The organism is Polynucleobacter sp. UB-Siik-W21 (assembly GCF_018687415.1).
In the GTDB taxonomy this organism is placed as follows: Bacteria; Pseudomonadota; Gammaproteobacteria; order Burkholderiales; family Burkholderiaceae; genus Polynucleobacter.
The window spans coordinates 1,010,489-1,034,568 of record NZ_CP061289.1 but is presented as its reverse complement, the minus strand read 5'-3'; the positions used below and the strand labels follow the sequence as shown (position 1 = coordinate 1,034,568).

Here is a 24,080-nt window from a genome sequence, read left to right as displayed (position 1 = left end):
TGCATGTCTTCAACCCTGCTGGTTTACCTTCACGGATTTCGCTCTTCTCCTCGATCTAGTAAGGCGGTGATGACGGGCGAAGCTGTGAGGGCTCTAGCCACTAAAGCAAATCCCTATGAATGGTATTGCCCCCAGTTGCTGGCCTCTCCGAAGGAAAGCATGGGGATGGTGATTTCCCACATTGATCAATCTATGGCTGATCGTGTAGTTGTGATTGGTTCATCTCTGGGCGGTTTTTACGCCAACTATCTTGCAGAGAAGTATGGCTGCAAAGCGATCGCCTTGAATCCTGCGGTACATGCAGCACGTGAGCTTGCACCACATGTAGGGATGATGACTGCATATGATAGCGATGAACCTTTTGATTTTCGTCCAGAATATATCGACGAACTCAAGGCGCTGCAGGTTGAGAAAATTTCTGATCCATCCCGTTATTTTTTAATAGCGGCTAAGGGCGACGAGCTTTTAGACTGGCATGAAATGGTGGGCTTCTATCCAGGTGCGCAGCACCTTGTTTTGGAGGGTAGCGATCATGGAATTGCAGACTATGCCGATTACCTGCCCAAAGTTCTTCAGTTCATTTCCGCCAAATAAGCCCTTTTATTGATTGCTTGCAGCTTCTTCTGTAAGATGATCTAAACGATCGTAGCTACTTGCTGCGACCTAGAAAGGAGAGTTTGTGCTGAGCATCTTGAAATTGGACGCAGGTGGAATTCCCCAGGGTTGGGTTAACGCTGAGGAGGCAACAAAGCATTACGCCGACAGTAGTGTCTTATGGACCCTCGGTGATCCCATTATGAGAATGCGCGGTGGCATTTCTCGCGCAAGCGGCTTGCAGTCAGTGATAGAACTTCACTCCATCATCGCTATCAAAGGAACATCAAAGATTAATTTATTTGATGTTGTTCCAGTGATTACTAAGCACAAATTATTCAAGCGTGATCGAGGCTTATGCGCCTATTGTGGTGATGCAATTCATGAGAATCACGCTGAGGCAGAGCACATCATTCCCAATAGCCGGGGTGGTAAATATTCTTGGATGAATTTAGTCATATCCTGCCGCCCTTGTAATCAACGCAAAGGTAACCGCACGCCAGAACAAGCGGGCATGGGTCTGCTTTATACCCCCTATATGCCTAGCCTCTATGAGGACATGATCCTTAAAGGCCGTAATATTTTGGCTGATCAAATGGACTTTCTGGCAGCCAATCTCCCTAAAAATAGCCGCTTGCTTGAGGGCTTCTCCTGAGACATGGTTTAGTGCCACAAAGTTTTAGCCCAAAAATCCGCACACACTCGTTGCGGATTATTTTCTTTGCGATTCTGCTTTCCTTAATAGGGCATCTACTGCTTTTTTTCGGTATGCCGTTTATTTCATTCGGAAACCCCCCAGAGATTGCTGAAGATCTCATCATTAATACCGAGCTTAAGCTTGAACCTCCCAAAAAAATTCAAATGGTTAAGGCGCCGAAGAAGAAGGTTACTAAAGTTAACTCTTCAATGAGCCCGCTCGATAGCAACAGTGCAGATGCAGGAGAGCGGGGTGGAGGCTCTAACCAACCGGGCGTTGCTTTCAAATTGCCAGGATCAGGCATTCTCTACTACGACGCTTTTGTGGATGGTCAGCAATACCAAACAGCAGAAATTGATTGGATTGTGGAAGGTAACTCTTATCGACTCTATATCAATATTCCTTATGCCTTTGTTGGCCCCTTTGTTTTTGAATCTAGAGGGGCGATAGATGCGTATGGGATTGCGCCCGCGATTTATTGGACGCAGCGGGGAAGCAAGCCACCGCGTTATTCACGCTTTGATCGTGATGAAAAGGGAGGGGGGCAAATGTACTTCTCAGAAAAGCCTGAATTTACCCCTACTATTGTTCCTGGCACCCAAGATCGTTTTAGCCTGATGTTTCAATTAGCTTCACTTTTAAATGGCGATAGCAAGATAGATGAAGCTGGTAGCATTCGCTCCATACCTGTGATTGATTACAACACGCTAGAAAATTGGCAATTTAAGAGCTATGGAGAGGCTCTCAATGCTGATATCCCTAGCCTTGGAAATACAGTCAATCGGCGTTACGGCTTGATGCAACGAGAAAAAGACCCTTACAAGCGTGAGGTAGATATATGGCTGGCAAAGGACTTGGAGTGGCTCCCCGGCAGAATTCGTTCACTGGAAGCCAATGGCCGAGTATTAGAGCTGGTATTTAAGCAAAAGAACCCGATTTCAGAAGGTAAAACACTCTAATCGCTAGATCCTGGCTTTGCACTCTGATTTTGGCCGTTGTGTCCCAATAAGGCGCCCATCATTGTGTACAAAGCTGCCCCTGACATGGATACGGCAAAGATCCCTGAGAAAGAGATGATGATAGGCAATATGCGCCATTGCTCGGATAATTTGTAATCTCCATAACCTACGGTTGTATACATTTCACCTGCAAAGTAAAAGGTCTGGGGATTGGTCGGGAATACCTTTAAGGCTACACAGATATAAGCCCAAACTACGATTTCGCTCAGATGAATGGCAATGACCAATAATATGGCTATGAAGTAAGACAAAAAGCTGGCGCCAAAGATTCTGCGTTTTGTCATGACATCATCAATCCAGTGAAAAGCTCCAGCAATGCCGAGAACAGCTACTGCATGAACAGCCAGCATCAAACAGGCAGACACCACCATAATCCAGATTTGACCATTGCCCATATCAGCATTGATCTCGCCAAAAAGAGTTGTAAAGCTGGGTAGGTCGGTATTGTTAAATAGATTGATCATGTTGGTTTAGTTTGAATTTCCTACAGAAATATCTTATTTGACATAATAATGATTATACGCAAATATGTTAAATCAAGAAGCGGCTGACCGAACTTTAGCGGGCCCTGGATATGGCTCTTTATAGAGGCGCTGCCAGCGTGATTTAAGCCCATCTGCTATCCAAGGCTTCTGGTATATCTCCGCAATATCTATGGCTGAAAAACCATTCAAATTACGCATGCGTAAGTCAGCGCCTTTATCAAGCAGCAATTTGATTAGCTCCTCATTGCCTGCTTGAGTAGCCATCATCAATGGTGTGGTGCCATTCGGAGCTCTAGAATCAATCATTGCTCCATTGGCGATTAAAAATTGAGCCACATTCAATTGACCCTTTGCACAAGCATAGTGCAACGGTGTCCAGCCAATATGATCAATTTTGGCCTTGTTTTGCAGCACCAAAGCCTTAACCACTGGTAAATCACCCTCTATAGAGGCCAGCATCAGGGGCGTTTCTCCAAAAGAATTGGATAGATCTACATCTGTTTTCTTATCTTTGAGTAAAAAATCAATCACTTTTGCCGATTTATCTCGGATGGCGATGACGAGCATCGGATCGCCTTTAGAATCCACTGCATTTGGACTCACACCAGCTGCAATGAGTGCTTTCACCTCTGAGATGTCATCAAATTTGGCTGCTTTAGTGAAATTAGCAATTTGCGCTTCACTTTGTCCATAAGAGCTGATTGATACACCCAAAATAGCTAATAAAGCTAATGATTTAAAAGTAAACTTCGACATTAATTAGCCATTCTATATATCTGAAAACATTGAAAAAAATTATCACTTGTACTGCTAGCAAGCTTCTCTATGGGGACGCCCTTGAGGGTGGCAATAAATTCACCAACTTTAGATACCCAAGCAGGTTCATTAGTCTTGCCACGATAAGGAATTGGAGCTAAATAAGGCGAGTCTGTTTCTATGAGCATGCGCTCTAAAGGAACCTGTTTACAAGTCTCTTGCAGGTCTTTAGCACTCTTAAAGGTGACAATGCCCGAGAAGGAGATATAAAAGCCCATATCCATCGCTTTACGGGCCACCTCTAAGCTTTCGGTGAAACAATGCATCACCCCGCCAATCCCATCAGCACCCTCTTCCTTCAGAATATTGATGGTGTCTTCGGAGGCAGAACGTGTATGAATAATCAACGGTTTCTTGGCTAAAAGTGCGGCCCTAATGTGGGTTCTGAAGCGCTTTCTTTGCCACTCCATCGATTCATAGCTACGCTCACCCATGCGGTAGTAATCCAAACCAGTTTCACCAATGGCAATTATTTTGGCTTGCTGTTTAGCTGTTTCAACCAAAAACTCAACGCTTGGCTCGGGGGTATCCTCATAGTCGGGATGAACGCCGACGGAAGCATATAAATGCGGATGATCCTGAGCAAGCTTTAAAACATTCGGAAAATCTGGCAGATCAACTGAAACACAGAGCGCATGACTGACTTTAGCTGCCTTCATATTTGCTAAGACTTCCGGCATGCGGGCTTGAAACTCCGGGAAATCTAGGTGGCAGTGTGAGTCGATAAACATACCTACATTTTAGTCTGCCTGAGCGCCCTAGCCTTCAAAGACTTGCTGATATTGAGAAAGTAATGCTTCTAGTTGAATGCGGCTGGCAAGAGGATGATTTTCTGAACGACGAGCTTGCACTAGCGATTTCCAAAACTGATGGAGTTTGAGGCTTCTGGCGCTTTGCGCCAGACCCTTCAGAGTTACAAGATGTTTGGGGTAATAACGAGGACTTCCACCCTGTGAAACCAACTGGAGATCTGAAACCCAACGTTGCATAGTAGCTAGTAAAAATGAATATTGCGCTTTATGAATCTTTTCAGCTGTTTCTAGCCAGGCAATCCGACCGCCCTGTGTCATCGATTGCAATAAAAGACGAGAAGCGGCAATGGCGATAGTTAGCTCATCTTTATCGTCTTGATGATAACGAGCGATTAAGGAATCCAAAACAGAATAGGGTGCCCCGCCCTGCTCGTCATAGATCGTTTCGATATCCCCATCAATGACTTTAAATCCTGCGATCTGAGGTAGCTGATCTTTTAGCCATGCCAAGCCCTCGCTGCGATTTGGGCGAGGTGCTGTCAACAATCGACAGCGGGATCGTATGGTTGGTAAGACTCGATCAACACGATCCGCTAATAAGATAAAAATAGTATTGGCTGGAGGCTCTTCTAGTGATTTCAGTAGAGTGTTAGCTGAATCAGAGCGCAGCATTTCAAGTGGGTAAATTAAGATGATGCGATTGCCACCCCGATGCGAGCCTATTGAAAGACTTTCGATCGCACTACGGGTTTCTTCAATCGAGATATTTTTCTTTTCTTTTTTCTCGGCTGGCTCACTATCAGAATCATCGCGAGCAACTTTGCCTTTTTTTGTTACTTCATCTGCCTCATAATCAGCTTGGGGCAAAAGTTTGCGGTGGGTTTCCGGCACCAAAGCAATAAAGTCAGGGTGGTTGCCAGTATTAAACCAATGGCATGCTTCACATTGATTACAGGGCTTGCTCGATCCTGGACTGGATTCGCACAGCAAAGCTTTTGCTAATTCAACTGCAAAAGCAAACTTACCAACACCCGATTGACCATGTAACAAAATCGCATTAGGAAACTGCTGAAAGTCTAATCCTTCCCATAAGGGTTGCAGCCATGGTGCAACCTTGCTATGTTGTTTCGCCGGAAACATCAAGTCACTCATTTAGAAGTTGATCTTGAGAGCTTGTAAGCCATTCCAAATAGCCTCTGGCGTTTGGGTCGCATCAACTAAGTGAAAGCGCTGTGGATCCTCTTTAGCCCGTCGCAGATATTCTTGGCGTACTTTTTCAAAGAAATTCAGATCCATTTTTTCAAACTTATCCGGCGCCCTTACTTTAGAGCGGCGCGCTTCTGCTACTTCACCGGGCAAATCAAACAAGATGGTTAAATTGGGTTGAAGTAATGTGCCGTTCTTACGACCTTGTACCCATCGTTCCAGATCATTTAATTTCGCGATGCTAAGACCTCGGCCGCCGCCTTGATAAGCAAAGCTTGCATCGGTGAAGCGATCTGAAATCACAATCTTTCCGGCCGCTAGTGCCGGCTCAATCACTTGCGCTAAATGCTCGCGGCGGGCTGCAAACATTAACAATGCCTCAGTTTCTAGATTCATCGGTGCATCCAATAGGAGTCCACGCAATTGCTCGCCTAAGGGGGTTCCACCTGGCTCACGAGTCACCACCACTTCATGATTTGGGTAGCACTCTTGCATCAGCTTGCAGAATGCATCGATATGCGTACTCTTGCCAGCACCATCAATGCCTTCAAAGCTAATGAAATATCCAGGAGAATTTGCAGTCATATTATTTTGATTTGGGGGCGAGTTTGCGCTGATAGCGATCAACGGCAGATTCATGTTCGCCTAAGGTTTGTGAAAAATGACTCGTTCCATCCCCCTTGGCCACAAAATACAGGGCCTTGCTTTGAGCAGGTCGAACAGCTGCCATCAACGATTCTTTACTAGGCATAGCGATAGGCGTAGGTGGCAATCCTTTGTTCATATAGGTATTGTAGGGACTATCTTTGCGCAGGTCTGCCTTACGCAAGTTGCCATCGAATCCTTTGCCAATGCCATAAATCACTGTAGGGTCAGTCTGCAGCTTCATGCCTTGATTGAGTCGATTCAGAAACACTGCTGCTACTAAGCCTCGGTCGCTAGATCGGCCTGTTTCTTTCTCAATAATCGAGGACAAAATCAAGAGTTCATAAGGCGTTTTGAGAGGGGAGCCGGGATCTTTTTGATCCCAAGCTTGTAAAAGTTGTTTTTGCATTGCCACAGAGGCGCGCCGGTAGATATTGATATCGGGTTCATCGGGATCAAATACATACGTATCTGGAAAGAAGATGCCTTCATCGCCAGGATAAGTAAGATTCAGGCTTTGCAATAAAGCTTTTGAGCTAATGCCTTTGGTTTGATGTATCAATGCTGGGTGAGAATCAACTAGAGCGCGAAGTTGCCATATAGTCATGCCAGGAATAATGGCGATACTTTCTCGCACTCGATCACCGCGCGCAATCTGTAACAATATTTTTCCGAGGCTCGCTCCTGTCGGTAATAAATAAGTACCTGGCTTTAATTTTGAACCAACAAATAATGCGCGGGCACTGACTTGAAACGGCAGCACAGGGGTTGATAGACCCTGCTCTTGCAATTGTTGAGCAATACTGCCCAAGCTAGATTGCGGAGAAATTTTGACTTTATAAAGCAACGCCTCTTGAGTATTGGTCTGGCTTGGCACAACAGGCCATAAAAAAATCCCACCATAAATAAATACCAGAGCACCTATCAATACCAGCAGGTAGGATCGTAGGCGACGACCCCAAGTCTTTTTCTGGCTAAAAAAGGATCTTCCCTGAATTTTTCTGCGCATCAGGCTATGATAAAAGGAGATGACACAGACTAATCAAAACACGCAAATTCAAGCACAAGTCCCCTCTTTTGGGCTCACTCCACTCTCGAAATGGGGCCTCATCTTTGTTGAGGGTCCAGATGCTGCCAGTTTTCTGCAAAATCAGCTCACGAATTCTGTTTTAGGTCTAAACCGCACTATATCGCCTCAAATTGCTTATTCCTACCCATCAGCGAGACTGTTGGGATACTGCAGCCCTAAAGGCAGATTACTTGCCAGCGCATGGGGTGCGTTAATACCTAGAGATGCAAGCGCTGATGACCGATTCGCGCTCTTTATTTCTAAGGATATCGCTGCCAGTACTGCCAAACGGTTGGCAATGTTTGTATTGCGCTCTAAGGTCAAGGTGACTGATGTGTCGGCGCTCTGGAATATTTCTGGATACTTTGGTTTGAGTGATGCGATCTCATCTTTCACAATTAATGACCCTCAAATTGGATTGCGCTTGCCTGATGTGCTCGCCAGCAGTCAATCCTATGGTCGTGTATTGATTGCTCAAGAGAAGGTCAATGAATCATGCGATCAAGCTGCACTTGATGTGTGGAATGATTTAGAAGTTTTAAGTGCTATTCCCCGTATCGTATTGGCGACGCAAGAACAGTTTGTCCCGCAAATGATTAATTTTGAATCGGTTGCCGGGGTTGACTTCAAAAAAGGTTGCTATCCAGGACAAGAAATCGTGGCCCGTAGCCAATATCGTGGCGCCATCAAAAGACGTCTATTTTTGGCTCATATTTCAGAAAAAGACCTACCAATAGACTCAACTCAGCCTGGTACTGAGTTATTTCATAGTCAGGACCCTAGTCAGCCAGCGGGGATGGTTGTTCTATCAGCCCCTAGCCCCTTAGACCCTGGCAGAACCGATCTTCAGGTGGAGTGCAAATTAGAAGCGCTCGAACATGGGGAAATTCATCTAGGAAGCCCCCAGGGACCTGTGTTAAAAATAGGCTCATTACCTTATCCCTTAATCGAAATCTAATTCTTCCTAACCCATTTCATGTGCCTGATTCTTTTTGCCTGGAACTCACATCCTGACTACTCTTTAGTAGTTGCGGCGAATCGTGATGAGTTTTATGAGCGCAACACTGAAGGCATCGCCTATTGGCAAGAACACCCCCATGTTTTGGCGGGCAGAGATCGTGCCGATGTCTTGGGTAGTCCTGGTACTTGGTTGGGCTTTACGAAAACAGGAAAGTTTGCTGCCTTAACGAATGTGCGCGCGCCTAGCGAAAAGAATCCAGATGCTAGAACACGTGGTGAGCTTTCCTTGATGTATCTCACCAGTAAAGATAAGCCGGCCGAGTTCATGGGAGAAAACTCGAAACGCTTTAATCAATACAACGGCTTTAATTTATTGATGGCAGATTTAAGCGATCCGCAAAATGCAGAAATGCATTGGGTCAGTAATCGCATGTTGGTAGGTCAAAATATCCGCCCTCGCAAAGTCTTTCCGTATCAACCGCTTAACCCTGGCGTGTATGGTTTATCTAATGCGATGCTGGATACTCCTTGGCCTAAAGTCAATCATCGGGTAGCCGCTTTTGCCCAAGTATTGGCAATGGATCATGGTCAGCTCAAAAGTGCCGATCAATATCTCAAGCTATTAGCTGATACCCACCATGCTAGCGATCATGAATTACCCAGCACCGGCGTTAGCAGAGAGTGGGAAAAAGCGCTATCCCCTGCGTTCATCAAAACACCCTCGTATGGAACACGTTCCAGCACTGTTTTAAGAGTCCGTAAAGATGGGCAATTTGAGATGGTGGAACGTCGCTTTGATGCTAGCGGTACTGTTGGCCATGATGTCGTCACCGGCGCATTAAGTACCGCGCCTGGATCAAATCTATCAGTTTAAAAACGCGTTCATTTTATTTTGAACGAAGATCTTCGTTCACTACCCGCTCACCGCTGCTATCGCGTGTTGGCAGACGCTTAATGTATTGGAATGTTCCCGTTGCCATGCAACAGACTTCCCCTTGATCATTGTAGAGCTTTGCTTCACAAAATGCCATAGTTGCTGTTCTACGAACTGTATCTGCTTTCACTCGCAAGACTCCATTAGCAGCTTGCATAAAATTATTCTTGAGCTCAATGGTGACTACACTACGATCACTCGGATCACCAGATCTAGCAGCAACAGCCATCGCGACATCCATCAAGGTTAATAACACCCCGCCATGAGCCACTGCCCAGGTATTGGTATGCTCTGGCTTTAGGGCCAACAGGATTTCTCCCTTTCCCATCTCAGCACTGAGAAAGCGAACGCCCAATAGTTTTAAAAAAGGAACATTTAACTCCTCACCCAAATTGGCGAGTTGAGTTTGGGGATTAATTTGTACTTGTTTAGTCATACTGCTAATTTTAGAGGCTTGAGCACCATTTTGGGAATACACCTAGAATAGCTTGATGGCCTTTACCTTAAGCGGCGATGACGTCTGCCAGATCACCTTTCCGAGCCCAATTCCAGATCCTTATTGGGTAGCATTTTCACCTTCTGCGGCCAATCTCATTCAGCTTGCGGTTTCCCAGGATGGCCTGCCTTCTGATCCTGCATGGCTAGAGCTTCTAGCGGGAAACTCCTTAAGTACCGGCATGCATGATTTTGCTAAGCCAATTTCAACAGTCTATAGCGGTCATCAGTTTGGGGTCTGGGCTGGTCAATTGGGTGATGGCAGAGCAATTTTGCTTGGCGAGGCTAATGGCCAAGAAATTCAACTCAAAGGTGCTGGCAAAACTCTGTATTCCCGTATGGGCGATGGACGTGCCGTCCTCAGATCCTCTATCCGTGAATTTTTATGTAGCGAGGCCATGAATGCACTCGGCATCCCAACAACTAGAGCGCTTTCAGTTGTTGGTTCAGCATTACCAGTTTTCCGCGAAACGATGGAGACTGCTGCTGTTTGTGCGCGCTTAGCACCTAGCTTTATTCGGATTGGTCATTTTGAGCACTTCGCTTCTACACAAAGCATCGTGCGACTCAAAGAGCTAGCCGATTTATTAATTCAGGATCATTACCCTGAATGCAAAAACAATGTTGAACCTTATCTCGAGCTATTCAAACACATCAGCGTGCGTAATGCCAAGTTAGTGGCGCAATGGCAGTCTGTTGGTTTCTGCCATGGAGTCTTAAATAGTGACAATATCAGCGCACTTGGCCTGACGATGGACTACGGACCATTTGGGTTTTTAGATCATTTTGAAATAGATCATATTTGCAACCATAGTGATCACGGAGGTAGATACGCATACCATCGCCAACCTCAAATCATGCATTGGAATATGGCCTGCTTAGCCAGCGCCTTCCTACCACTCCTTGAGCTTAGTCATGATGAAAGCCAAGCCCAATCAATATTACGTGAAGCTTTAGAAGAATTTCCTCTGGCCTATGCTCAAGCATGGCAATCTATATTCAGACAAAAATTAGGGTTACAAACCTCTCAAGATAGCGACATCCAACTGATAGAGCGCTTATTGCAGGCAATGCATGATTCAAGCGTGGATTTCACCAGCTTCTTTAGACAACTTAGCCAAGTTAAATTAGAGCAAGCCATTGAGAAAATCACGCCAAGAGATCAATTTGTGGATCGTGTGGTAATAGACCAGTGGTTTACAGATTATCTTCAGCGCCTCATATCAGAATCTAGTCAAGATGCTGCAAGAATCCAGGCGATGAACCTAGTGAATCCTAAATATATTTTGCGCAATCATTTAGCACAAGCGGCTATTGATAAAGCACAACAACATGACTTTTCAGAAGTCACGCTATTAATGAATATCCTCAACAAGCCCTATGATGAGCAGCCTGAGCATGAAGAGTATGCAGCGCCACCACCTGCAGATCTAGAAAGAGTTGCTGTGAGTTGCTCTTCTTAAGAGTTTGGAATAGATAATACTTATCGGAGCATAGATGAAAAAAACAGATCAAGAATATAAAAAAATCCTCAGCGATATTGAGTATCGAGTTACTCGTGAAGCGGCAACTGAGAGGCCTTTTAGTGGCAAGTATTGGGATCATTGGGCTCAAGGCAAATACACTTGTGTGTGCTGTGGCTCCCCCCTCTTCTTGTCTGATACCAAATTTGATGCTGGTTGCGGATGGCCAAGCTATAACGCCCCTCAAGAGACATCATCTATCAAGGAAGTGCGTGACACGACTCACGGCATGATTCGTACTGAAGTACGTTGTGCCAACTGTGATGCCCATTTAGGGCATGTCTTTGATGATGGCCCCATGCCTACTGGTCTACGTTACTGCATCAACTCTGCCTCTTTGAGCTTTGATCCCAGTGAGAATGCCCAAGCAAGTAAAAAAGACTAAGGCCTTAAAAAGGCTTGTGAGCTAAATAGCGGGATAATCCTACCTATGAAATTTTTATTTGACCTCTTCCCCATTATTCTGTTCTTTATCGCCTTTAAATTTGGTGATATCTATACGGCGACTATCGTAGCCATGGTTGCCACCATCGGACAGATTCTCTGGGTCTATTATCGTCATCGCAAAATCGATGCAATGCAATGGGTCAGCCTGGTGATGATTATTGTCTTTGGAAGCCTAACCATTTTCTTGCACGATAAGACCTTTATTCAATTGAAGCCAACCGCCCTCTATTGGCTCTTTTCAGGTGCTTTGCTTATCAGTGCACAGTTCTTTAATAAGAATTGGATTGAAGTATTAATGGGTAAGCAGGTAAGCCTCAAACCTGAGAGTTCCCACTCTGTATGGCATCGACTCAATCTGGCATGGTCAGCCTTCTTTTTCTTCATGGGCGCCCTCAACTTATATATTGCATTTGAATATTCTGAGGAAACCTGGGTCAATTTCAAACTCTTTGGCAGTACTGGACTACTGGTAGCCTTTGTCATCATCCAAGGTGTTTGGCTATCACGCCATATGGAGCATCCAGAACAATGACCCTTAACCAAAAACGCATTGCCCTATTTGAAGAAGATTTAAATAAGGCTTTTGATATTCAACGGCTACAGATCGAAGACGAGAGTCATCTGCATGCGGGGCATGCGGGTGCAGCCTCAGGCGGTGGACACTTTAAGGTCACCATCGTTGCCCCAGAATTTCAGGGATTAACTTTGGTCGCCCGTCATCGGGCAATTTATGCCGCTTTGCATCGCCATATTCCTAGCGAAATCCATGCCTTAACGATTACTGCCCAGACTCCACAGGAAGCCAACATCTAGCCTGCTTTACACTCTTGCAATCCATTACTTTTACTTGATAGTCGCCATGTTAAATACCCTTCACCTGATCTCTTTTAGCCTAGCCGCACTCCTGATTTCAGCGCCAGCTTTTGCGCAAAATGCAGCCATCGTGAATGGCAAGTCCATCCCTAAAGCTCAGCTAGATAAATTGGTACAAAAGTCAGGGCAAGGAGACAACCCTCAGGTACGCGATCAAGCACGTGAAATGCTGGTGACTAAAGAATTAATTCTGCAAGAGGCTGATAAACGTGGTGTGATTCAAAAAGAATCTGTGCGTGAACAGTTAGAGCAATCGCGCGTAGGCATCTTAGTTGCTGCTGTATTTGAAGACTATATCGAAAAAGAAGGTGTCACTGAGGCTGAACTCAAGGCTGCTTATGAATCGGTTAAGACGCAATATACTGGCAAGGAATACCATGTCGAGCATATTTTGGTTGAGAAAGAAACTGATGCAAAAGCCATCATTGCTCAAATCAAAGCCGGCGGCAACTTTGGAGAGATTGCTAAAGCCAAATCAAAGGATCCAGGTTCAGCGACGAACGGCGGCGACCTTGGCTGGGTAAATGACAAAGCACTTGTTCCAGAGTTCTCTAAGGCAATGGTGCAACTAAAGAACGGTCAAATGACTGATAAACCAGTGAAATCGCAGTTTGGCTGGCACATCATTAAGACAGTTGACTCTCGAGATATGAAGGCGCCTAGCTTTGACGAACTCAAGGCAGAGTTGAAACAGATGATTGCCTCTGATCAAAATTGGCAGAAAGCTAAATTTACCGAGATGATGCAAAAACTTCGTGCGAAGGCAAAAGTTCAGTAAGAATTGCTGAGTAAGGGCTCTTGGCTTCTTAACTACCAACGTTTTCAGTTGGATGGTGATGAGGTCTCATTTTCTGAATTGCCATCCCCGCTATTCCACAAGCAAAAGCGGACATCACAAAGACATCTCGAGGTTGAGAAAGATCCCAAATCCAACCGGCACATAATCCACCAATGGTGCCGCCTAAACCGTAAGAAACGGTAGCCATAATCGCTTGCCCCCTTGCTTGTAAGGGACCGGTAAACCAGCGCTGCAGCAATTTTGTGGCAGCACTGTGGTGAGCTGCAAAAGTAGCAGCATGCATCAACTGCGCAACAATCAATACAGAAGTGATTGGTAAAAAGGCAATCAGAATAAAGCGGATCACACCAATGCCAAATGCGCCTTGCAATATCACCTCGGCATCCAAACGGCTCAGCAATTTATTTTGGAAGTAAAAGAAGATTACTTCTGCGGCAACTCCTAAAGCCCAAAACAAGCCGATTTGAAATTTATCGTAACCAAGGTCTGCCAAATACAGCGAATAGAAAACGTATAAAGCAGCATGGGCGAAGATCATGAAAAAGCCAGAGATCAAAAACCACCTTACGTCTGGATTAAAAAGCACAATGAGTAACTCGCCTTTCACCATTTTGCGACGCTCCATCTTGGGCTCGTGCAAGAAAAAAGTAATGAGTGCCAAAGCAAATAACACAATGACGCCAACTATTGGATATAACTCAATACCTTTACGCTGAAATAATTCACCTGCAAATAAAACCATGGTGATGAACCCGATTGAACCCCATAAGCGCAGGCGTCCATAACGCTGATCAAACGAATTGTCTTTGTATAAAGCATGAATAGTTGCCGTCTCGCCCAAAGGCATTTGACTACTCAAGATCGTATGTAATACAAACATCCAAATAAAGAAGCTGAAGTAGCTATGTAAAAAAAAGATGCATACAAAGACTAAAGCGGCCAAACAAGCGCAAACACGAATAATGCCGATGCGATTAGAGAGGTAATCTGAAAGCCAGCCCCAACTAAATGGACCAACGATACGGGTAATTTGTAGCATCGACATCAGTACAGCAATCTCGATGACATTAAAACCATGATCTAAGAAGAAAAGGCTGGCATACGGTGAAACCAAGCCAACATAAGCAAAATATAAAAAGAAAAAGGACCCGAAGGCCCAGCGAAGCGAAGGCGTCATCTTAGTGGGATTTACTAATCGCTTTTGGAGCCAGGTCGTGCCGCAGGAATAGGCGATACCTCAAGCTTGACATCAGTACACTGAGCCCGATGACGCAATGCATGATCCATAAGGACTAAAGCCAGCATCGCTTCAGCGATTGGGGTTGCTCGTATACCAACACAAGGATCATGACGTCCCTTAGTTTGAATAGTCATTGGCTTGCCATGGAGATCAATGGATTGCTTAGGGCTCATGATGCTTGAAGTTGGTTTGATCGCAATCGATACTCGCAGGTCTTGACCAGTGCTGATGCCACCCAATGTACCGCCGGCATGATTGCTAGCAAAGCCATCAGGAAATAATTCATCACCATGTTCACTGCCGCGCTGAGCCACTGACTGAAAGCCAGAACCAATTTCAACTCCTTTTACAGCATTGATCCCCATCATGGCATGGGCAATATCTGCATCAAGCTTATCAAACAAGGGCTCTCCAAGACCAATAGGTACATTACGAGCACGCACCTCAATTCGAGCCCCACAAGAATCTCCTGCTTTGCGCAGTTCATCCATATAAGTCTCTAATTGCGGAATGATCTTGGCATTCGCAGCAAAAAAAGGATTTTGTTCAATCTGAGCAACATCCTCGAACGGAATTTCGATGTCGCCGAGTTGGCTCATATAGCCGTAAAACTCTGTGCCGTATTGCAGATGCAGCCATTTTTTTGCAATAGCTGCAGCTGCCACAACAGGTGCTGTGAGGCGAGCTGAAGAACGGCCGCCGCCCCGTGGATCACGCAGTCCATATTTATGGTGATAGGCATAGTCGGCATGACCAGGTCGGAATGTTTGCAATATATCGCCGTAGTCTTGACTCCGTTGGTCGGTATTGCGTATCAATAGACCAATGGGCGCACCGGTCGTTTTGCCTTCAAAAACACCCGACAAAATCTCAACCCTATCTTCTTCTTTGCGTTGAGTGACGTGACGAGACGTGCCAGGCCTACGACGATCTAGGTCAGTTTGTAGATCAGCCTCACTCAAAAGCATGCCGGGAGGGCAACCATCAACCACAGCCCCGATCGCGGGACCGTGTGATTCACCAAAAGTGGTAACAGTAAAAAGAAGGCCTAAAGTATTTCCTGACATACCCACATTATGTCATTTGTCCTGAATATTCGACTAGAAATCCTTAATTAGCGGCCTTTTCAGTATCTTCTGGCCAGTCGCGAATATAGGCCTTGAGCATCGAGTTCTCGAAGTCTTGAGCTTCTACAACAGATTTTGCTACATCATAAAAAGAGATTACACCCATCAACATTTTTTGATCAACTACTGGCAGGTAACGAGCATGATCAACTAACATCATGCGACGCACTTCATCGATTTCAGTTTCCATATTGCAGGTCAAAGGCTTCTGATTCATTACTGCATTGACTTGCAAATCATCTAATTTGCCATGATGGCTTGCTAATGCTGCAATCACTTCACGAAAAGTGAGGATCCCAACTAGCTTGTCATACTCCATCACAACCAAAGAGCCAATGTCATGCTCGCTCATGATCAGCACTGCCGTTTGCAATGCAGTCTCGGGAGCAACGGTAAATAAAGTGCCGCCCTTCACACGCAGAATGTCATGAACTTTCATGTCGTCTCCAAAACAATCAATATCTCAGTTCAATATAGACCCAAGCAAGCACCGAATCAAGATTTATTGTTTATTTTAGTAACGAATAACCCTAATGACGCCACTTCGAATACTTGGCAGATTCGCTACTAGGACGGCTCCAGCCAAGGTAATCCACCAAGTTAGGTAGATCCAAAGTAAGGCTAGCGGGAAGATAGCAAAGGCCCCATAGACCGTTTTATAAAAAGCGGTATGGGTTAAAAAGACTGCAAATCCAAACTTCATGATTTCAAAGCTGAGGGCGGCAAAGAAGGCACCAAAGATGGCATCTTTCCAAAAAATTTGAGAAAACGGCAGGATCTTGTAAACAACCGTATAAACCAAGACAGCCAACAATAGTGGTGTCACTGTGGCGATGAGACGAAAACCAATGGAGACTGCCTCCGTCCAGCCCTGAGAAGCGCTGAATAAGACGCCACTTAAGTAAATACCTAGTCCTAATAATATGGGGCCCAAAATTGTCGCAGCCCCATAAATCACAATCTTTTTATGAAGTGGGCGATTTTTTTGTACCTTGAAGATTTGATTAAATGCCCCTTCAATGACTGACAAAGTCATGATGGCAGTAATAAATAAGCCAGCTAAACCCAAAAGAGTTAAGCCCCTGGCTTGCGCAGAAAACTGATCCAAGTAAATAAAGAACTGTTGATTAATCCCGCCCGGCATATAAGTATCTAATAACCAAGTCTTAAAGGCATTTTTAATCTGAATCACCTTGGGTAAATAGCCAATCAGCATGGTTGCAATCGTGACCATAGGAACCAAGGAGAGAATCGTTGTGTAGGCTAAGCTGGCTGCGATTTGGTTCAGTTTTTGGTCTCGATTACCCTCCCAGATCTCTTTAGCAAGAGAGAGCCATAATTGGGGGTTACGAAAAAGGCGCATCGCCGTATCATAAGAGAATATGAACCAACACGATATTTTAGTTTTGTACTACTCCCGCTATGGGGCAACCAGAGATTTAGCGCGACTCATTGCCGAGGGTATTGAAAGCGTTCCTGGGGTCAATGCTCGTCTCAGAACGGTTCCTCCGGTTTCCACCGTTTGCGAGTCTAGCGAACCTGCGGTCCCAACCGAAGGCGCCCCCTATGTTGAGTATTCTGATTTACAAGAATGCATTGGATTGGCACTCGGTTCGCCTACCCGTTTTGGCAATATGGCTGCTCCCATGAAATACTTTTGGGATGGCAGCTCTTCCCAATGGTTAAGTGGTGCACTCATCGGTAAACCAGCTTGTGTGTTTACCAGCACCGGCAGCATGCATGGCGGACAAGAAAGCACTCTGCTGACGATGATGATTCCCCTGCTTCATCACGGCATGATGATTCTCGGTTTACCTTATAGCGAATCCGATTTAATGTCCTCTGCCACAGGTGGAAGCCCTTATGGCGTAACTCATCTTGCCCATGCCGATGGGAATGCTCCGATTAGTCCTGAAGAACAACGCTTAGCAAAAGCGCAAGGTAAACGTCTCGCACAAACCGCACTGAAGCTGATCAAGACTTAATGCATGATGGCTAAGAAAATTCTGGATAAAAATCCCTATCAATTAATTGCTACCGCTGCATTTATTGATTTGTTCATTTTGTGTGTTGCTTGGGAGTGGTTTATCTCGCCTCTGCGACCTGGTGGCTCTTGGCTGATTCTGAAAGGCATCCCATTGCTATTTGCCATTCCAGGCCTCTGGAAAGGTCAGGTTTACACCATGCAATGGGCTTCCATGTTGATTTTGCTCTACATCACCGAAGGCTTAGTTCGCATCCTCGAAACTGGTGCCAATTTTTGGATGGCTGTCTTAGAAACTCTTTTAGCAACGATTGGTTTTGTTTGTTTGTTAATGTATTTAAAGCCCATTAAAAAAGAAGCGAAGAGCTTAGCTAAACAAAAGTTACAAGCAGCGCAAAAATGAATCAGATCCTTGGCGAGCTCCATCAAATTCTGGAGCAGAAATTTATTCTGACCGCAGATCAAGATAAGGCACCTTATCTCACTGATTGGCGCAAGCGTTACACGGGCAAAGCCTTGGCCGTGGTCTTACCTAAAACAGCCCAAGAAGTAGCCAAGATTGTGCAACTATGTGCAGCCAATCAAATTGCCGTGGTCCCCCAAGGTGGTCATACTGGATTTTGTGGTGGTGCTACGCCTGACGACTCTGGCAAACAGATTGTGCTCAACATAAAGCGTATGAATACCATTCGAGAAATTGATGTTGCCAACCAAACAATCACTCTTGAAGCAGGTTGTATTTTGCAGGCGGTTCAGGAAAAAGCTGCCGAGCAAGACTTCTTATTTCCTTTGAGCTTAGGGGCAGAAGGTAGCTGCATGATTGGGGGTAATTTAGCTACCAATGCTGGTGGCACTAACGTGCTGCGTTATGGCAATACCCGCGATCTGTGCCTTGGTCTCGAGGTAGTTACCGCACAAGGTGAAATCTGGAATGGCTTAAAAGGTTTACGCAAAGACAATACTGGATACGATTTACGAGACCTTTTTATTGGCTCTGAGGGTACTTTAGGCATTATTACCGCCGCTGTCATGAAGTTATACCCGCTGCCAATCTCTCAATGGACAACCTTAGTGGCAGCCAATAGCGTTGCCACCACCATCGCCCTATTAAATTTATTTCAAAAGCGTGCCACTTCCCTTTTGACCGGTTTTGAGATGATGACCCAAGAATCCTTGGCCCTCAATGAAAAGCATTTTCCGCAAATGGCAAATCCCCTAAAGGGAAATCCACCCTACACCGTCTTGATTGAATTATCAGATCATGAAAGTGAAGCCCATGTGAGGCAACTGCTAGAAACTATCCTGGAAGAGGCATTTGAGGCAGGATTGATTGCCGATGCCGTGATTGCAAATAGTCTAGCTCAGGCCAATACCTTCTGGCAGATGCGAGAGCACATCACCCTCGCTCAGGCTCAAGAAGGCGCCAACCTCAAACATGACATCACCATTCCGCTTTCAGCCTTGGAAAGCTTTATTCAGGAAACAGATACTTTGATGCGCTTGAAATACCCGGGGGTCAGAATTATCAATTTTGGCCACTTAGGCGATGGCAACCTTCACTACAACATTGCTCCCCCATTAGGAGTAGACCCAAAGGCATTCAATTTGGCCAATGAAAAGCCGATTCATGAGTTGATCTATGCTCAAGTTGAGCGCTGCCAGGGCTCTATTTCTGCTGAACATGGGGTTGGCCAGCTTAAATTAGATGGTTTGCGGGCTCATAAGGGTGAAGTTGCCCATGACCTGATGAAGACCTTAAAACGGGCTCTGGACCCTCAAAACATCCTCAATCCACATAAAGTCGTGTCTATTTAAGAAATTTCTGATTTTTTAGGAATTTTTTGTATTTTCTGTCATCTAGACTTCTTTCTGATGCGTTGTATGCCCATGGAGGTGACAAATATGTCAACAAGACTCAAACGTTGGGCCCGCGCTATTCAGCAAAATGATGTATCCAAAAGAACTCCTGAAGTGGCTATTGGCTATTTAGACAGCAAATATCGCGATATTGCATGGCGTTACATCCGAATTCTTGGCTTTGAACGCACTATTAGCTTCATGGCTAGCAATAACTTCCATCCAGAATAAGTAATACCTTAAGAGATAAACCTAAATACTTGATGTATTTAGGTTTTTTCTTTTATAGGCCTATATACCCAGAAGATTAATAGGAGCACTGCGAAAGCTGAGCAGGCTCCTGAAAAAAAATGCGGTAGTTGGGCTACTAGACTCATAAAGCCAACCAAAGATTAAAGAAGCTGGAAGAAGCATGATTCCAGAACTCAAATTGAACCAACCAAAGGCTGTCCCAGTTAATCCGCTAGGGGCTAAATCTGCTACAAGGGCCTTTTCTACCCCTTCGGTTGCCGCTTTAAATAGGCCATAAAGCGCGAATAAACCAAAAAGCCAGCCAACTGTCAGGTTGGAGTAGCTCATACCGGCATAAATCAGGGCATATGCAGCCCAAGCGATGGCTATGAAATATCGACGACTAAATCGATCCGATAGAGCAGAAAGTGGAGTTCCAAAAACAGTCGTTATCAGGGAAATCGTCGCCCAGAGCAAGGGTATTTGTTCTTGAGGCACTCCAAGCTCTCTAGCCCTTAATAGCAAGAACATGTCTGAAGAATTGCTCAATGCAAAAAGGCCAACTACCAAAATATAGCGCTTAAATTCAGGGGGTAGACCTGCCATAGACCAGGTAAATTTCAAAGGGGCATCGCCAGCAACCCTCGGCGGCTCTTTTAAGCACAACGCAAGCATTACGGTAATAACCCCGGGAATAATGGCCCAGAAAAAGATCTCACGCAGTGGTACATGTTGCGCAAGCAAGAAAGCTGCCAAGATGGGACCAACGACCGCACCAGCATTATCCATAGATCGATGCAAGCCAAAGGTAATGCCTCTCTGATTAGCGGGAACACTTTCCGCTAGAAGCGCATCCCGGGGAGAGCTTCTGAGCCCCTTACCCAGACGGTCAGTAAATCGAATCATCAGGACCACTAGCCATGAATTAGCAAAAGCGATCAGCGGCCTTCCAATACCAGCGAGAAGATAGCCAAACACAATCCAAGGTTTTGTTTTCTTGGTTCTGTCTACGATGACTCCAGATACCAGTTTGAATAAGCTTGAAGTGGCCTCAGCAATACCTTCAATAATGCCAATCGCTTTAGGCCCTGCCATTAAAACCGAAGCTAGATACAAAGGCATCAAGGGATAGAGCATTTCACTGGCCGAGTCATTCACAAAACTAATGAGGCCTATTAACCAAACAGTCTTGGGTAATGTAGACAGGGTTTTGAACATATCTAGCCAATGTAGCACTATTCAATAGCTTTAGAAATTATTTCCAATAGCGTCACAATTGCTTGAAACTGAGCCTAATAAGACGTAGGATGAGTGATGCATTTGTGAAAATCACACCTAATAGGAAATATCATGAGTCAAAAGAAATTAGTAAAACAGCTGATGAAAAAGCTTGATAAGCTCGAATCTGATCGTGAAAAATTGATTGATAAATTGGCTAAAGCACTCGATAAATTGGAAAAGAAAGAGGTCACCAAAAAACCCCCTGTAAAAAAGACTGCCGTCAAGAAAACCCCGGTCAAGAAAGCGCCCGTTAAAAAAGCCGCCGCTAAGAAAACGCCTGCACGAAAAGCGCCAGCTAAAAAGAGTTCAGCTTCTCCGCCGGCCTCACCGAGTTCTGCAGCTTAAAGGGTGAGCAAGGACGATAACAATAGTGATCATCATGGTTACTATCGACTTTTACAGATTGAATTAGTCAAACTTCAGCGAGAGATCATTGCAGGTGGTTTGAAACTTTTAGTCATTCTTGAAGGTCGCGATACCGCTGGCAAAGATGGCACGATCAAACGGCTCACAGAAAATCTGAGTCCTCGCGAAACCCACGTTGTTGCTCTTGGAAAACCCTCCTCTCGCGAGGAAGGCGAATGGTATTTCCAACGTTATGTAGCAGAGCTACCTTCTGCTGGTGAATTTGCAATCTTTAATCGTAGTTGGTACAACCGTGCCGGCGTTGAAAAAGTCATGGGATTCTGTACTGAAGCCCAGTACAAACACTTTATGGGCTCAGTGAATGATTTTGAGTCTTTATTGACGGGCTCTAACATTCAAATCATAAAGTACTATTTAGATATTGATAAAAAAGAACAGGCCGATCGGTTAGAAAGTCGTAAGACTGATCCACTGAAGCAATGGAAGGTCAGTCCTATTGATGAGCAAGCTCAAAAGAAATGGGAGGCTTATAGCATTGCCAGAGATCTCATGTTAGAGCAAACCAGCTCGAAAGATGCGCCTTGGACTGTGGTGAATGCTAATAGCAAAAAAGAAACTCACCTAAATCTGATCGCCGATCTTCTATCTCGAATGCATTACCACGGCAAAGACGCAAAATTATTATCAGTGAATCCAGAAATAGTGATGCCCTGCCCACCATTAGGTACTAAGGCACCAAAATTAGCCTATTAATTCGTTTGAGTAACTTATGTAGCTACAGGCTTAGTTACAGCTAGAGTTACCCCACTCTTTTAAAGAATTTTTTCGCTTCGACTATTAATTCGTCAGGCAATTCTTCTGGGATGTAATGTCCAGAAGTTACGGCTCTCCCTGAGACTTCATGTGCGACCTCTTGCCAATCCTCTAAAGGATAAAAGCATTTATTTACGAGACCATGCTCGCCCCATAAGACATGGATCGGCATTTGTAATTTCTTGCCCGACTGACGGTCTGCTCGATCATGAACGAGATCAATAGTGGCAGCAGCGCGATAGTCTTCACACATGGCATGCATGCTTTGGGGATTGCTGGCTCCTGCCAAATATTCCGCCCAACGGTCTGGACTAAAAATTCCAGTACCTGCATGGCGACCCATGTGATTTTTTAACCAATACTCGGGGTTTGCGCCAATCATGGTTTCTGGCACGGGTTCTGGTTGAATGAGGAAGAACCAATGCCAATACCCTTTGGCAAATTCCATAGTGGTGTTTTCATACATGGTTAGTGTTGGGGAAATATCCAAGACCATTAGCTTCTGAATACTACTGGGATAGTCCATAGCCATGCGATGCGATACTCTTCCGCCACGATCATGCCCCAACAAATAAAACTGCTCGTGACCTAAAGCCTTCATCAAGGAATGCTGATCCGCTGCCATGGAGCGTTTTGAATATGTGGAGTGGTCTGACTTGCCGTGTGGTGCAGATGACCCACCATAACCTCGCAAATCTGAGGCAATGACTGTGTAATGTTTAGCAAGTGCAGGAGCAACTTGCTGCCAAATTGCCTTGGTTTGTGGAAAGCCATGCAATAACAATAGCGCCGGACCACTGCCACCAACTAAGTAAGCAATCTCAATCGGACCATCATCTGATGGAACAGTCATAATCTTTTGGTCGAATGCTGGGAATGTGACGCTCATAGTGTAGATACTTATCGATCTGCTGCTGCTTGAATATCAGCAACAGTTAAGTAGCCTTTATTGCCAGAATCAAGATAGTTGAAGTGATCATAGATACGTGGCATACAACCATTTGCCTCAACCTGAGTCAATTTGCCATCATGATTGATGTCACACTTAGCAAACCGCTGCGCAATCTCTTGATTGCGGGATGCATCATCTGCATAACTCATAGCAGGAATGACAGCCAAGGCGGCAATGCAAGAAAATTTGGAGACATAAGAACGTTTCATAGAAAAGTCTTACTTCCCAGTTGGGGTTGGATTGGCAGAGGTTTCCATGGCAACACGCACTACCTTCTTAGCCATCTCAATAAAGGAGTCTACTGAACCCGAACCAGTTCTAAATGACTCGCCCTGGATGGTAACCAAGCCTTCGCCTAATAACTGCTTAGACAGACTATCGGTTATTTTACTTTCTACCAGTAAAGCAGGAGTTTTGGAATTCACACCACCAGCATAGGCAGCGGCATTCACCGCCAAGCCAATGGGAGTGAAATTCCAAGGTTGTAGACTATCGGCTGAATTTTCTGCACCTGTAATGCCAACGGTAATTCGGGCAACCCCCGGCCCAGGGCTAGTGACAATACGAATATTCCCACGAGAATTAATAGCGGCCACCATCGAGTCTTGCAGGGTAACCTGCGCTTGAGAAATGGCCTCAGCACTCACCTCTTTCGTAGCGCTTTGATTCAAGTAAATGGGATCCAAAATAACCGCGGTATAGCTAGCAGGATTAACGCCTGCAATGCGGTATCGCCAAATCCGAGTATCCGATTCGCTGGTAGCCATTGGCACGAGCAAGGAGTAATTGGGCAAAAAACCTGATCTAGGCATGGGCTCGGAAGCTAGTTTTGGAGTATTGCTACAGGCAAGCAAACTAATAGCAACAAGTGCTGAGGCAATAACGACATTCAATTTACGCATGATGTTTTCTTTT

The 24,080-nt window shown here is 45.1% G+C and carries 31 protein-coding genes; 16 read left to right on the top strand and 15 right to left on the bottom strand.

The genetic code is table 11. From position 1 onward, the window contains the following. The first annotated feature begins 3 nt into the window (after positions 1 to 3). The 3 genes from C2756_RS05415 to C2756_RS05405 all read left to right on the top strand — a co-directional run bounded on the left by C2756_RS05415 (position 4) and on the right by C2756_RS05405 (position 2,250). Complete coding sequence (locus tag C2756_RS05415) at positions 4 to 594, top strand: YqiA/YcfP family alpha/beta fold hydrolase (protein WP_215320645.1); 591 nt, start codon at positions 4 to 6, stop codon at positions 592 to 594. An 85-nt stretch (positions 595 to 679) separates the two neighbouring features. Further along, a complete protein-coding gene (locus tag C2756_RS05410; RefSeq protein ID WP_371817092.1) occupies positions 680 to 1,249 on the top strand; it encodes an HNH endonuclease in 570 nt (189 codons plus the stop codon). 113 nt (positions 1,250 to 1,362) lie between these two features. After that, positions 1,363 to 2,250 (top strand): DUF3108 domain-containing protein, encoded by an 888-nt coding sequence (locus C2756_RS05405; protein WP_215320644.1) that lies wholly within the window; start codon positions 1,363 to 1,365, stop codon positions 2,248 to 2,250. Here C2756_RS05405 and C2756_RS05400 read toward each other — a convergent pair. The 6 genes from C2756_RS05400 to mltG form a co-directional block, all read right to left on the bottom strand. Continuing rightward, on the bottom strand, positions 2,247 to 2,774 hold the full coding sequence (locus C2756_RS05400; RefSeq protein WP_215320642.1) for an ion channel: 528 nt from the start codon (positions 2,772 to 2,774) through the stop codon (positions 2,247 to 2,249). The two genes, C2756_RS05405 and C2756_RS05400, sit on opposite strands and share 4 nt — an antisense overlap. 72 nt (positions 2,775 to 2,846) lie before the next feature. After that, positions 2,847 to 3,551 (bottom strand): ankyrin repeat domain-containing protein, encoded by a 705-nt coding sequence (locus C2756_RS05395; protein WP_215320640.1) that lies wholly within the window; start codon positions 3,549 to 3,551, stop codon positions 2,847 to 2,849. Next, a complete protein-coding gene (locus C2756_RS05390; RefSeq protein ID WP_215320638.1) occupies positions 3,551 to 4,342 on the bottom strand; it encodes a TatD family hydrolase in 792 nt (263 codons plus the stop codon). Before C2756_RS05390 ends, C2756_RS05395 begins: the two co-directional genes overlap by 1 nt. A gap of 27 nt (positions 4,343 to 4,369) precedes the next feature. After that, positions 4,370 to 5,515: a DNA polymerase III subunit delta' gene (locus tag C2756_RS05385; RefSeq protein WP_251372123.1), complete on the bottom strand. Its 1,146-nt coding sequence runs from the start codon at positions 5,513 to 5,515 to the stop codon at positions 4,370 to 4,372. Continuing rightward, a complete protein-coding gene (gene tmk / locus C2756_RS05380) occupies positions 5,516 to 6,154 on the bottom strand; it encodes a dTMP kinase (RefSeq protein WP_215320636.1) in 639 nt (212 codons plus the stop codon). It abuts the gene before it with no gap. A 1-nt stretch (position 6,155) separates the two neighbouring features. Continuing rightward, positions 6,156 to 7,223, bottom strand: coding sequence for an endolytic transglycosylase MltG (gene mltG, locus C2756_RS05375; protein ID WP_215320634.1), 1,068 nt, complete (start codon positions 7,221 to 7,223; stop codon positions 6,156 to 6,158). A 19-nt stretch (positions 7,224 to 7,242) separates the two neighbouring features. Here mltG and C2756_RS05370 point away from each other — a divergent pair, with 19 nt between their 5' ends. Together C2756_RS05370 and C2756_RS05365 are read left to right on the top strand one after the other, a co-directional pair. Next, positions 7,243 to 8,241: a folate-binding protein YgfZ gene (locus C2756_RS05370; protein ID WP_215320632.1), complete on the top strand. Its 999-nt coding sequence runs from the start codon at positions 7,243 to 7,245 to the stop codon at positions 8,239 to 8,241. Between the two features lie 18 nt (positions 8,242 to 8,259). Next, entirely contained in the window at positions 8,260 to 9,117 is an 858-nt protein-coding gene (locus tag C2756_RS05365; protein ID WP_215320630.1) for an NRDE family protein, read from the top strand. 13 nt (positions 9,118 to 9,130) lie between these two features. Here C2756_RS05365 and C2756_RS05360 read toward each other — a convergent pair whose 3' ends face one another. Further along, positions 9,131 to 9,613 carry a PaaI family thioesterase gene (locus C2756_RS05360; RefSeq protein WP_215320628.1) on the bottom strand — a complete coding sequence of 161 codons (483 nt, stop codon included), beginning with the start codon at positions 9,611 to 9,613 and terminating at the stop codon, positions 9,131 to 9,133. A 55-nt stretch (positions 9,614 to 9,668) separates the two neighbouring features. Here C2756_RS05360 and C2756_RS05355 point away from each other — a divergent pair, with 55 nt between their 5' ends. From C2756_RS05355 to C2756_RS05335, 5 genes are read left to right on the top strand one after another with little or no spacing between them, the layout of a single operon-like run. Continuing rightward, complete coding sequence (locus tag C2756_RS05355; RefSeq protein WP_215320626.1) at positions 9,669 to 11,135, top strand: YdiU family protein; 1,467 nt, start codon at positions 9,669 to 9,671, stop codon at positions 11,133 to 11,135. Positions 11,136 to 11,169: 34 nt separating this feature from the next. Beyond that, positions 11,170 to 11,580 carry a peptide-methionine (R)-S-oxide reductase MsrB gene (gene msrB, locus C2756_RS05350; protein ID WP_215320623.1) on the top strand — a complete coding sequence of 137 codons (411 nt, stop codon included), beginning with the start codon at positions 11,170 to 11,172 and terminating at the stop codon, positions 11,578 to 11,580. Positions 11,581 to 11,625: 45 nt separating this feature from the next. Further along, positions 11,626 to 12,174, top strand: a complete 549-nt coding sequence (locus C2756_RS05345; RefSeq protein WP_215320622.1) for a septation protein A — start codon at positions 11,626 to 11,628, stop codon at positions 12,172 to 12,174. Continuing rightward, entirely contained in the window at positions 12,171 to 12,455 is a 285-nt protein-coding gene (locus tag C2756_RS05340; protein ID WP_215320620.1) for a BolA family transcriptional regulator, read from the top strand. Before C2756_RS05345 ends, C2756_RS05340 begins: the two co-directional genes overlap by 4 nt. 46 nt (positions 12,456 to 12,501) lie before the next feature. Beyond that, positions 12,502 to 13,293 carry a peptidylprolyl isomerase gene (locus C2756_RS05335; protein WP_215320618.1) on the top strand — a complete coding sequence of 264 codons (792 nt, stop codon included), beginning with the start codon at positions 12,502 to 12,504 and terminating at the stop codon, positions 13,291 to 13,293. Positions 13,294 to 13,321: 28 nt separating this feature from the next. Here the strand turns inward: C2756_RS05335 and C2756_RS05330 are convergent, their stop codons facing one another. The 4 genes from C2756_RS05330 to C2756_RS05315 all read right to left on the bottom strand — a co-directional run bounded on the left by C2756_RS05330 (position 13,322) and on the right by C2756_RS05315 (position 17,044). Beyond that, positions 13,322 to 14,491 (bottom strand): MFS transporter, encoded by a 1,170-nt coding sequence (locus C2756_RS05330; RefSeq protein WP_215320616.1) that lies wholly within the window; start codon positions 14,489 to 14,491, stop codon positions 13,322 to 13,324. A gap of 14 nt (positions 14,492 to 14,505) precedes the next feature. After that, positions 14,506 to 15,621 carry a chorismate synthase gene (gene aroC / locus C2756_RS05325; RefSeq protein WP_215320614.1) on the bottom strand — a complete coding sequence of 372 codons (1,116 nt, stop codon included), beginning with the start codon at positions 15,619 to 15,621 and terminating at the stop codon, positions 14,506 to 14,508. Positions 15,622 to 15,664: 43 nt separating this feature from the next. Continuing rightward, complete coding sequence (locus C2756_RS05320) at positions 15,665 to 16,120, bottom strand: CBS domain-containing protein (RefSeq protein WP_215297111.1); 456 nt, start codon at positions 16,118 to 16,120, stop codon at positions 15,665 to 15,667. 75 nt (positions 16,121 to 16,195) lie between these two features. Continuing rightward, entirely contained in the window at positions 16,196 to 17,044 is an 849-nt protein-coding gene (locus tag C2756_RS05315; protein ID WP_215320612.1) for a YhjD/YihY/BrkB family envelope integrity protein, read from the bottom strand. 19 nt (positions 17,045 to 17,063) lie between these two features. Here C2756_RS05315 and wrbA point away from each other — a divergent pair, with 19 nt between their 5' ends. From wrbA to C2756_RS05295, 4 genes are all read left to right on the top strand, one after another. Beyond that, entirely contained in the window at positions 17,064 to 17,666 is a 603-nt protein-coding gene (gene wrbA / locus C2756_RS05310; RefSeq protein ID WP_215297107.1) for an NAD(P)H:quinone oxidoreductase, read from the top strand. Positions 17,667 to 17,672: 6 nt separating this feature from the next. Then, positions 17,673 to 18,068: a DUF2069 domain-containing protein gene (locus tag C2756_RS05305; protein WP_215320610.1), complete on the top strand. Its 396-nt coding sequence runs from the start codon at positions 17,673 to 17,675 to the stop codon at positions 18,066 to 18,068. Continuing rightward, a complete protein-coding gene (locus tag C2756_RS05300; protein ID WP_215320608.1) occupies positions 18,065 to 19,480 on the top strand; it encodes an FAD-binding oxidoreductase in 1,416 nt (471 codons plus the stop codon). Before C2756_RS05305 ends, C2756_RS05300 begins: the two co-directional genes overlap by 4 nt. An 87-nt stretch (positions 19,481 to 19,567) precedes the next feature. Then, on the top strand, positions 19,568 to 19,753 hold the full coding sequence (locus C2756_RS05295; RefSeq protein ID WP_215297104.1) for a hypothetical protein: 186 nt from the start codon (positions 19,568 to 19,570) through the stop codon (positions 19,751 to 19,753). A gap of 60 nt (positions 19,754 to 19,813) precedes the next feature. Here C2756_RS05295 and C2756_RS05290 read toward each other — a convergent pair whose 3' ends face one another. Continuing rightward, a complete protein-coding gene (locus C2756_RS05290) occupies positions 19,814 to 20,971 on the bottom strand; it encodes an MFS transporter (RefSeq protein ID WP_215320606.1) in 1,158 nt (385 codons plus the stop codon). A gap of 132 nt (positions 20,972 to 21,103) precedes the next feature. Between C2756_RS05290 and C2756_RS05285 the strand changes: the two genes are divergently transcribed. Both C2756_RS05285 and ppk2 read left to right on the top strand, forming a co-directional pair. Next, complete coding sequence (locus C2756_RS05285) at positions 21,104 to 21,379, top strand: serine/threonine protein kinase (RefSeq protein ID WP_215320604.1); 276 nt, start codon at positions 21,104 to 21,106, stop codon at positions 21,377 to 21,379. 3 nt (positions 21,380 to 21,382) lie between these two features. Beyond that, complete coding sequence (ppk2, locus tag C2756_RS05280; RefSeq protein ID WP_215320602.1) at positions 21,383 to 22,153, top strand: polyphosphate kinase 2; 771 nt, start codon at positions 21,383 to 21,385, stop codon at positions 22,151 to 22,153. Positions 22,154 to 22,199: 46 nt separating this feature from the next. On the opposite strand, the gene C2756_RS05275 is transcribed toward ppk2, so the two are convergent. From C2756_RS05275 to C2756_RS05265, 3 genes are read right to left on the bottom strand one after another with little or no spacing between them, the layout of a single operon-like run. Then, on the bottom strand, positions 22,200 to 23,102 hold the full coding sequence (locus tag C2756_RS05275; RefSeq protein WP_215320600.1) for an alpha/beta fold hydrolase: 903 nt from the start codon (positions 23,100 to 23,102) through the stop codon (positions 22,200 to 22,202). An 11-nt stretch (positions 23,103 to 23,113) separates the two neighbouring features. Next, a complete protein-coding gene (locus C2756_RS05270; RefSeq protein ID WP_215320598.1) occupies positions 23,114 to 23,374 on the bottom strand; it encodes a hypothetical protein in 261 nt (86 codons plus the stop codon). A gap of 9 nt (positions 23,375 to 23,383) precedes the next feature. Continuing rightward, entirely contained in the window at positions 23,384 to 24,067 is a 684-nt protein-coding gene (locus C2756_RS05265; RefSeq protein ID WP_215320596.1) for a DUF3313 domain-containing protein, read from the bottom strand. Positions 24,068 to 24,080: the final 13 nt, after the last annotated feature.

What these genes read in the sequence shown, in the direction of transcription:
- C2756_RS05415 (WP_215320645.1), top strand. Translation starts at nt 4, where the DNA reads ATGTCTTCAACCCTGCTGGTTTACCTTCACGGATTTCGCTCTTCTCCT.
- C2756_RS05405 (WP_215320644.1), top strand. Translation starts at nt 1,363, where the DNA reads ATGCCGTTTATTTCATTCGGAAACCCCCCAGAGATTGCTGAAGATCTC.
- C2756_RS05400 (WP_215320642.1), bottom strand. Translation starts at nt 2,774, where the DNA reads ATGATCAATCTATTTAACAATACCGACCTACCCAGCTTTACAACTCTT.
- C2756_RS05395 (WP_215320640.1), bottom strand. Translation starts at nt 3,551, where the DNA reads ATGTCGAAGTTTACTTTTAAATCATTAGCTTTATTAGCTATTTTGGGT.
- C2756_RS05390 (WP_215320638.1), bottom strand. Translation starts at nt 4,342, where the DNA reads ATGTTTATCGACTCACACTGCCACCTAGATTTCCCGGAGTTTCAAGCC.
- C2756_RS05385 (WP_251372123.1), bottom strand. Translation starts at nt 5,515, where the DNA reads ATGAGTGACTTGATGTTTCCGGCGAAACAACATAGCAAGGTTGCACCA.
- tmk (WP_215320636.1), bottom strand. Translation starts at nt 6,154, where the DNA reads ATGACTGCAAATTCTCCTGGATATTTCATTAGCTTTGAAGGCATTGAT.
- mltG (WP_215320634.1), bottom strand. Translation starts at nt 7,223, where the DNA reads ATGCGCAGAAAAATTCAGGGAAGATCCTTTTTTAGCCAGAAAAAGACT.
- C2756_RS05370 (WP_215320632.1), top strand. Translation starts at nt 7,243, where the DNA reads ATGACACAGACTAATCAAAACACGCAAATTCAAGCACAAGTCCCCTCT.
- C2756_RS05365 (WP_215320630.1), top strand. Translation starts at nt 8,260, where the DNA reads ATGTGCCTGATTCTTTTTGCCTGGAACTCACATCCTGACTACTCTTTA.
- C2756_RS05360 (WP_215320628.1), bottom strand. Translation starts at nt 9,613, where the DNA reads ATGACTAAACAAGTACAAATTAATCCCCAAACTCAACTCGCCAATTTG.
- C2756_RS05355 (WP_215320626.1), top strand. Translation starts at nt 9,669, where the DNA reads ATGGCCTTTACCTTAAGCGGCGATGACGTCTGCCAGATCACCTTTCCG.
- msrB (WP_215320623.1), top strand. Translation starts at nt 11,170, where the DNA reads ATGAAAAAAACAGATCAAGAATATAAAAAAATCCTCAGCGATATTGAG.
- C2756_RS05345 (WP_215320622.1), top strand. Translation starts at nt 11,626, where the DNA reads ATGAAATTTTTATTTGACCTCTTCCCCATTATTCTGTTCTTTATCGCC.
- C2756_RS05340 (WP_215320620.1), top strand. Translation starts at nt 12,171, where the DNA reads ATGACCCTTAACCAAAAACGCATTGCCCTATTTGAAGAAGATTTAAAT.
- C2756_RS05335 (WP_215320618.1), top strand. Translation starts at nt 12,502, where the DNA reads ATGTTAAATACCCTTCACCTGATCTCTTTTAGCCTAGCCGCACTCCTG.
- C2756_RS05330 (WP_215320616.1), bottom strand. Translation starts at nt 14,491, where the DNA reads ATGACGCCTTCGCTTCGCTGGGCCTTCGGGTCCTTTTTCTTTTTATAT.
- aroC (WP_215320614.1), bottom strand. Translation starts at nt 15,621, where the DNA reads ATGTCAGGAAATACTTTAGGCCTTCTTTTTACTGTTACCACTTTTGGT.
- C2756_RS05320 (WP_215297111.1), bottom strand. Translation starts at nt 16,120, where the DNA reads ATGAAAGTTCATGACATTCTGCGTGTGAAGGGCGGCACTTTATTTACC.
- C2756_RS05315 (WP_215320612.1), bottom strand. Translation starts at nt 17,044, where the DNA reads ATGCGCCTTTTTCGTAACCCCCAATTATGGCTCTCTCTTGCTAAAGAG.
- wrbA (WP_215297107.1), top strand. Translation starts at nt 17,064, where the DNA reads ATGAACCAACACGATATTTTAGTTTTGTACTACTCCCGCTATGGGGCA.
- C2756_RS05305 (WP_215320610.1), top strand. Translation starts at nt 17,673, where the DNA reads ATGGCTAAGAAAATTCTGGATAAAAATCCCTATCAATTAATTGCTACC.
- C2756_RS05300 (WP_215320608.1), top strand. Translation starts at nt 18,065, where the DNA reads ATGAATCAGATCCTTGGCGAGCTCCATCAAATTCTGGAGCAGAAATTT.
- C2756_RS05295 (WP_215297104.1), top strand. Translation starts at nt 19,568, where the DNA reads ATGTCAACAAGACTCAAACGTTGGGCCCGCGCTATTCAGCAAAATGAT.
- C2756_RS05290 (WP_215320606.1), bottom strand. Translation starts at nt 20,971, where the DNA reads ATGTTCAAAACCCTGTCTACATTACCCAAGACTGTTTGGTTAATAGGC.
- C2756_RS05285 (WP_215320604.1), top strand. Translation starts at nt 21,104, where the DNA reads ATGAGTCAAAAGAAATTAGTAAAACAGCTGATGAAAAAGCTTGATAAG.
- C2756_RS05275 (WP_215320600.1), bottom strand. Translation starts at nt 23,102, where the DNA reads ATGAGCGTCACATTCCCAGCATTCGACCAAAAGATTATGACTGTTCCA.
- C2756_RS05270 (WP_215320598.1), bottom strand. Translation starts at nt 23,374, where the DNA reads ATGAAACGTTCTTATGTCTCCAAATTTTCTTGCATTGCCGCCTTGGCT.
- C2756_RS05265 (WP_215320596.1), bottom strand. Translation starts at nt 24,067, where the DNA reads ATGCGTAAATTGAATGTCGTTATTGCCTCAGCACTTGTTGCTATTAGT.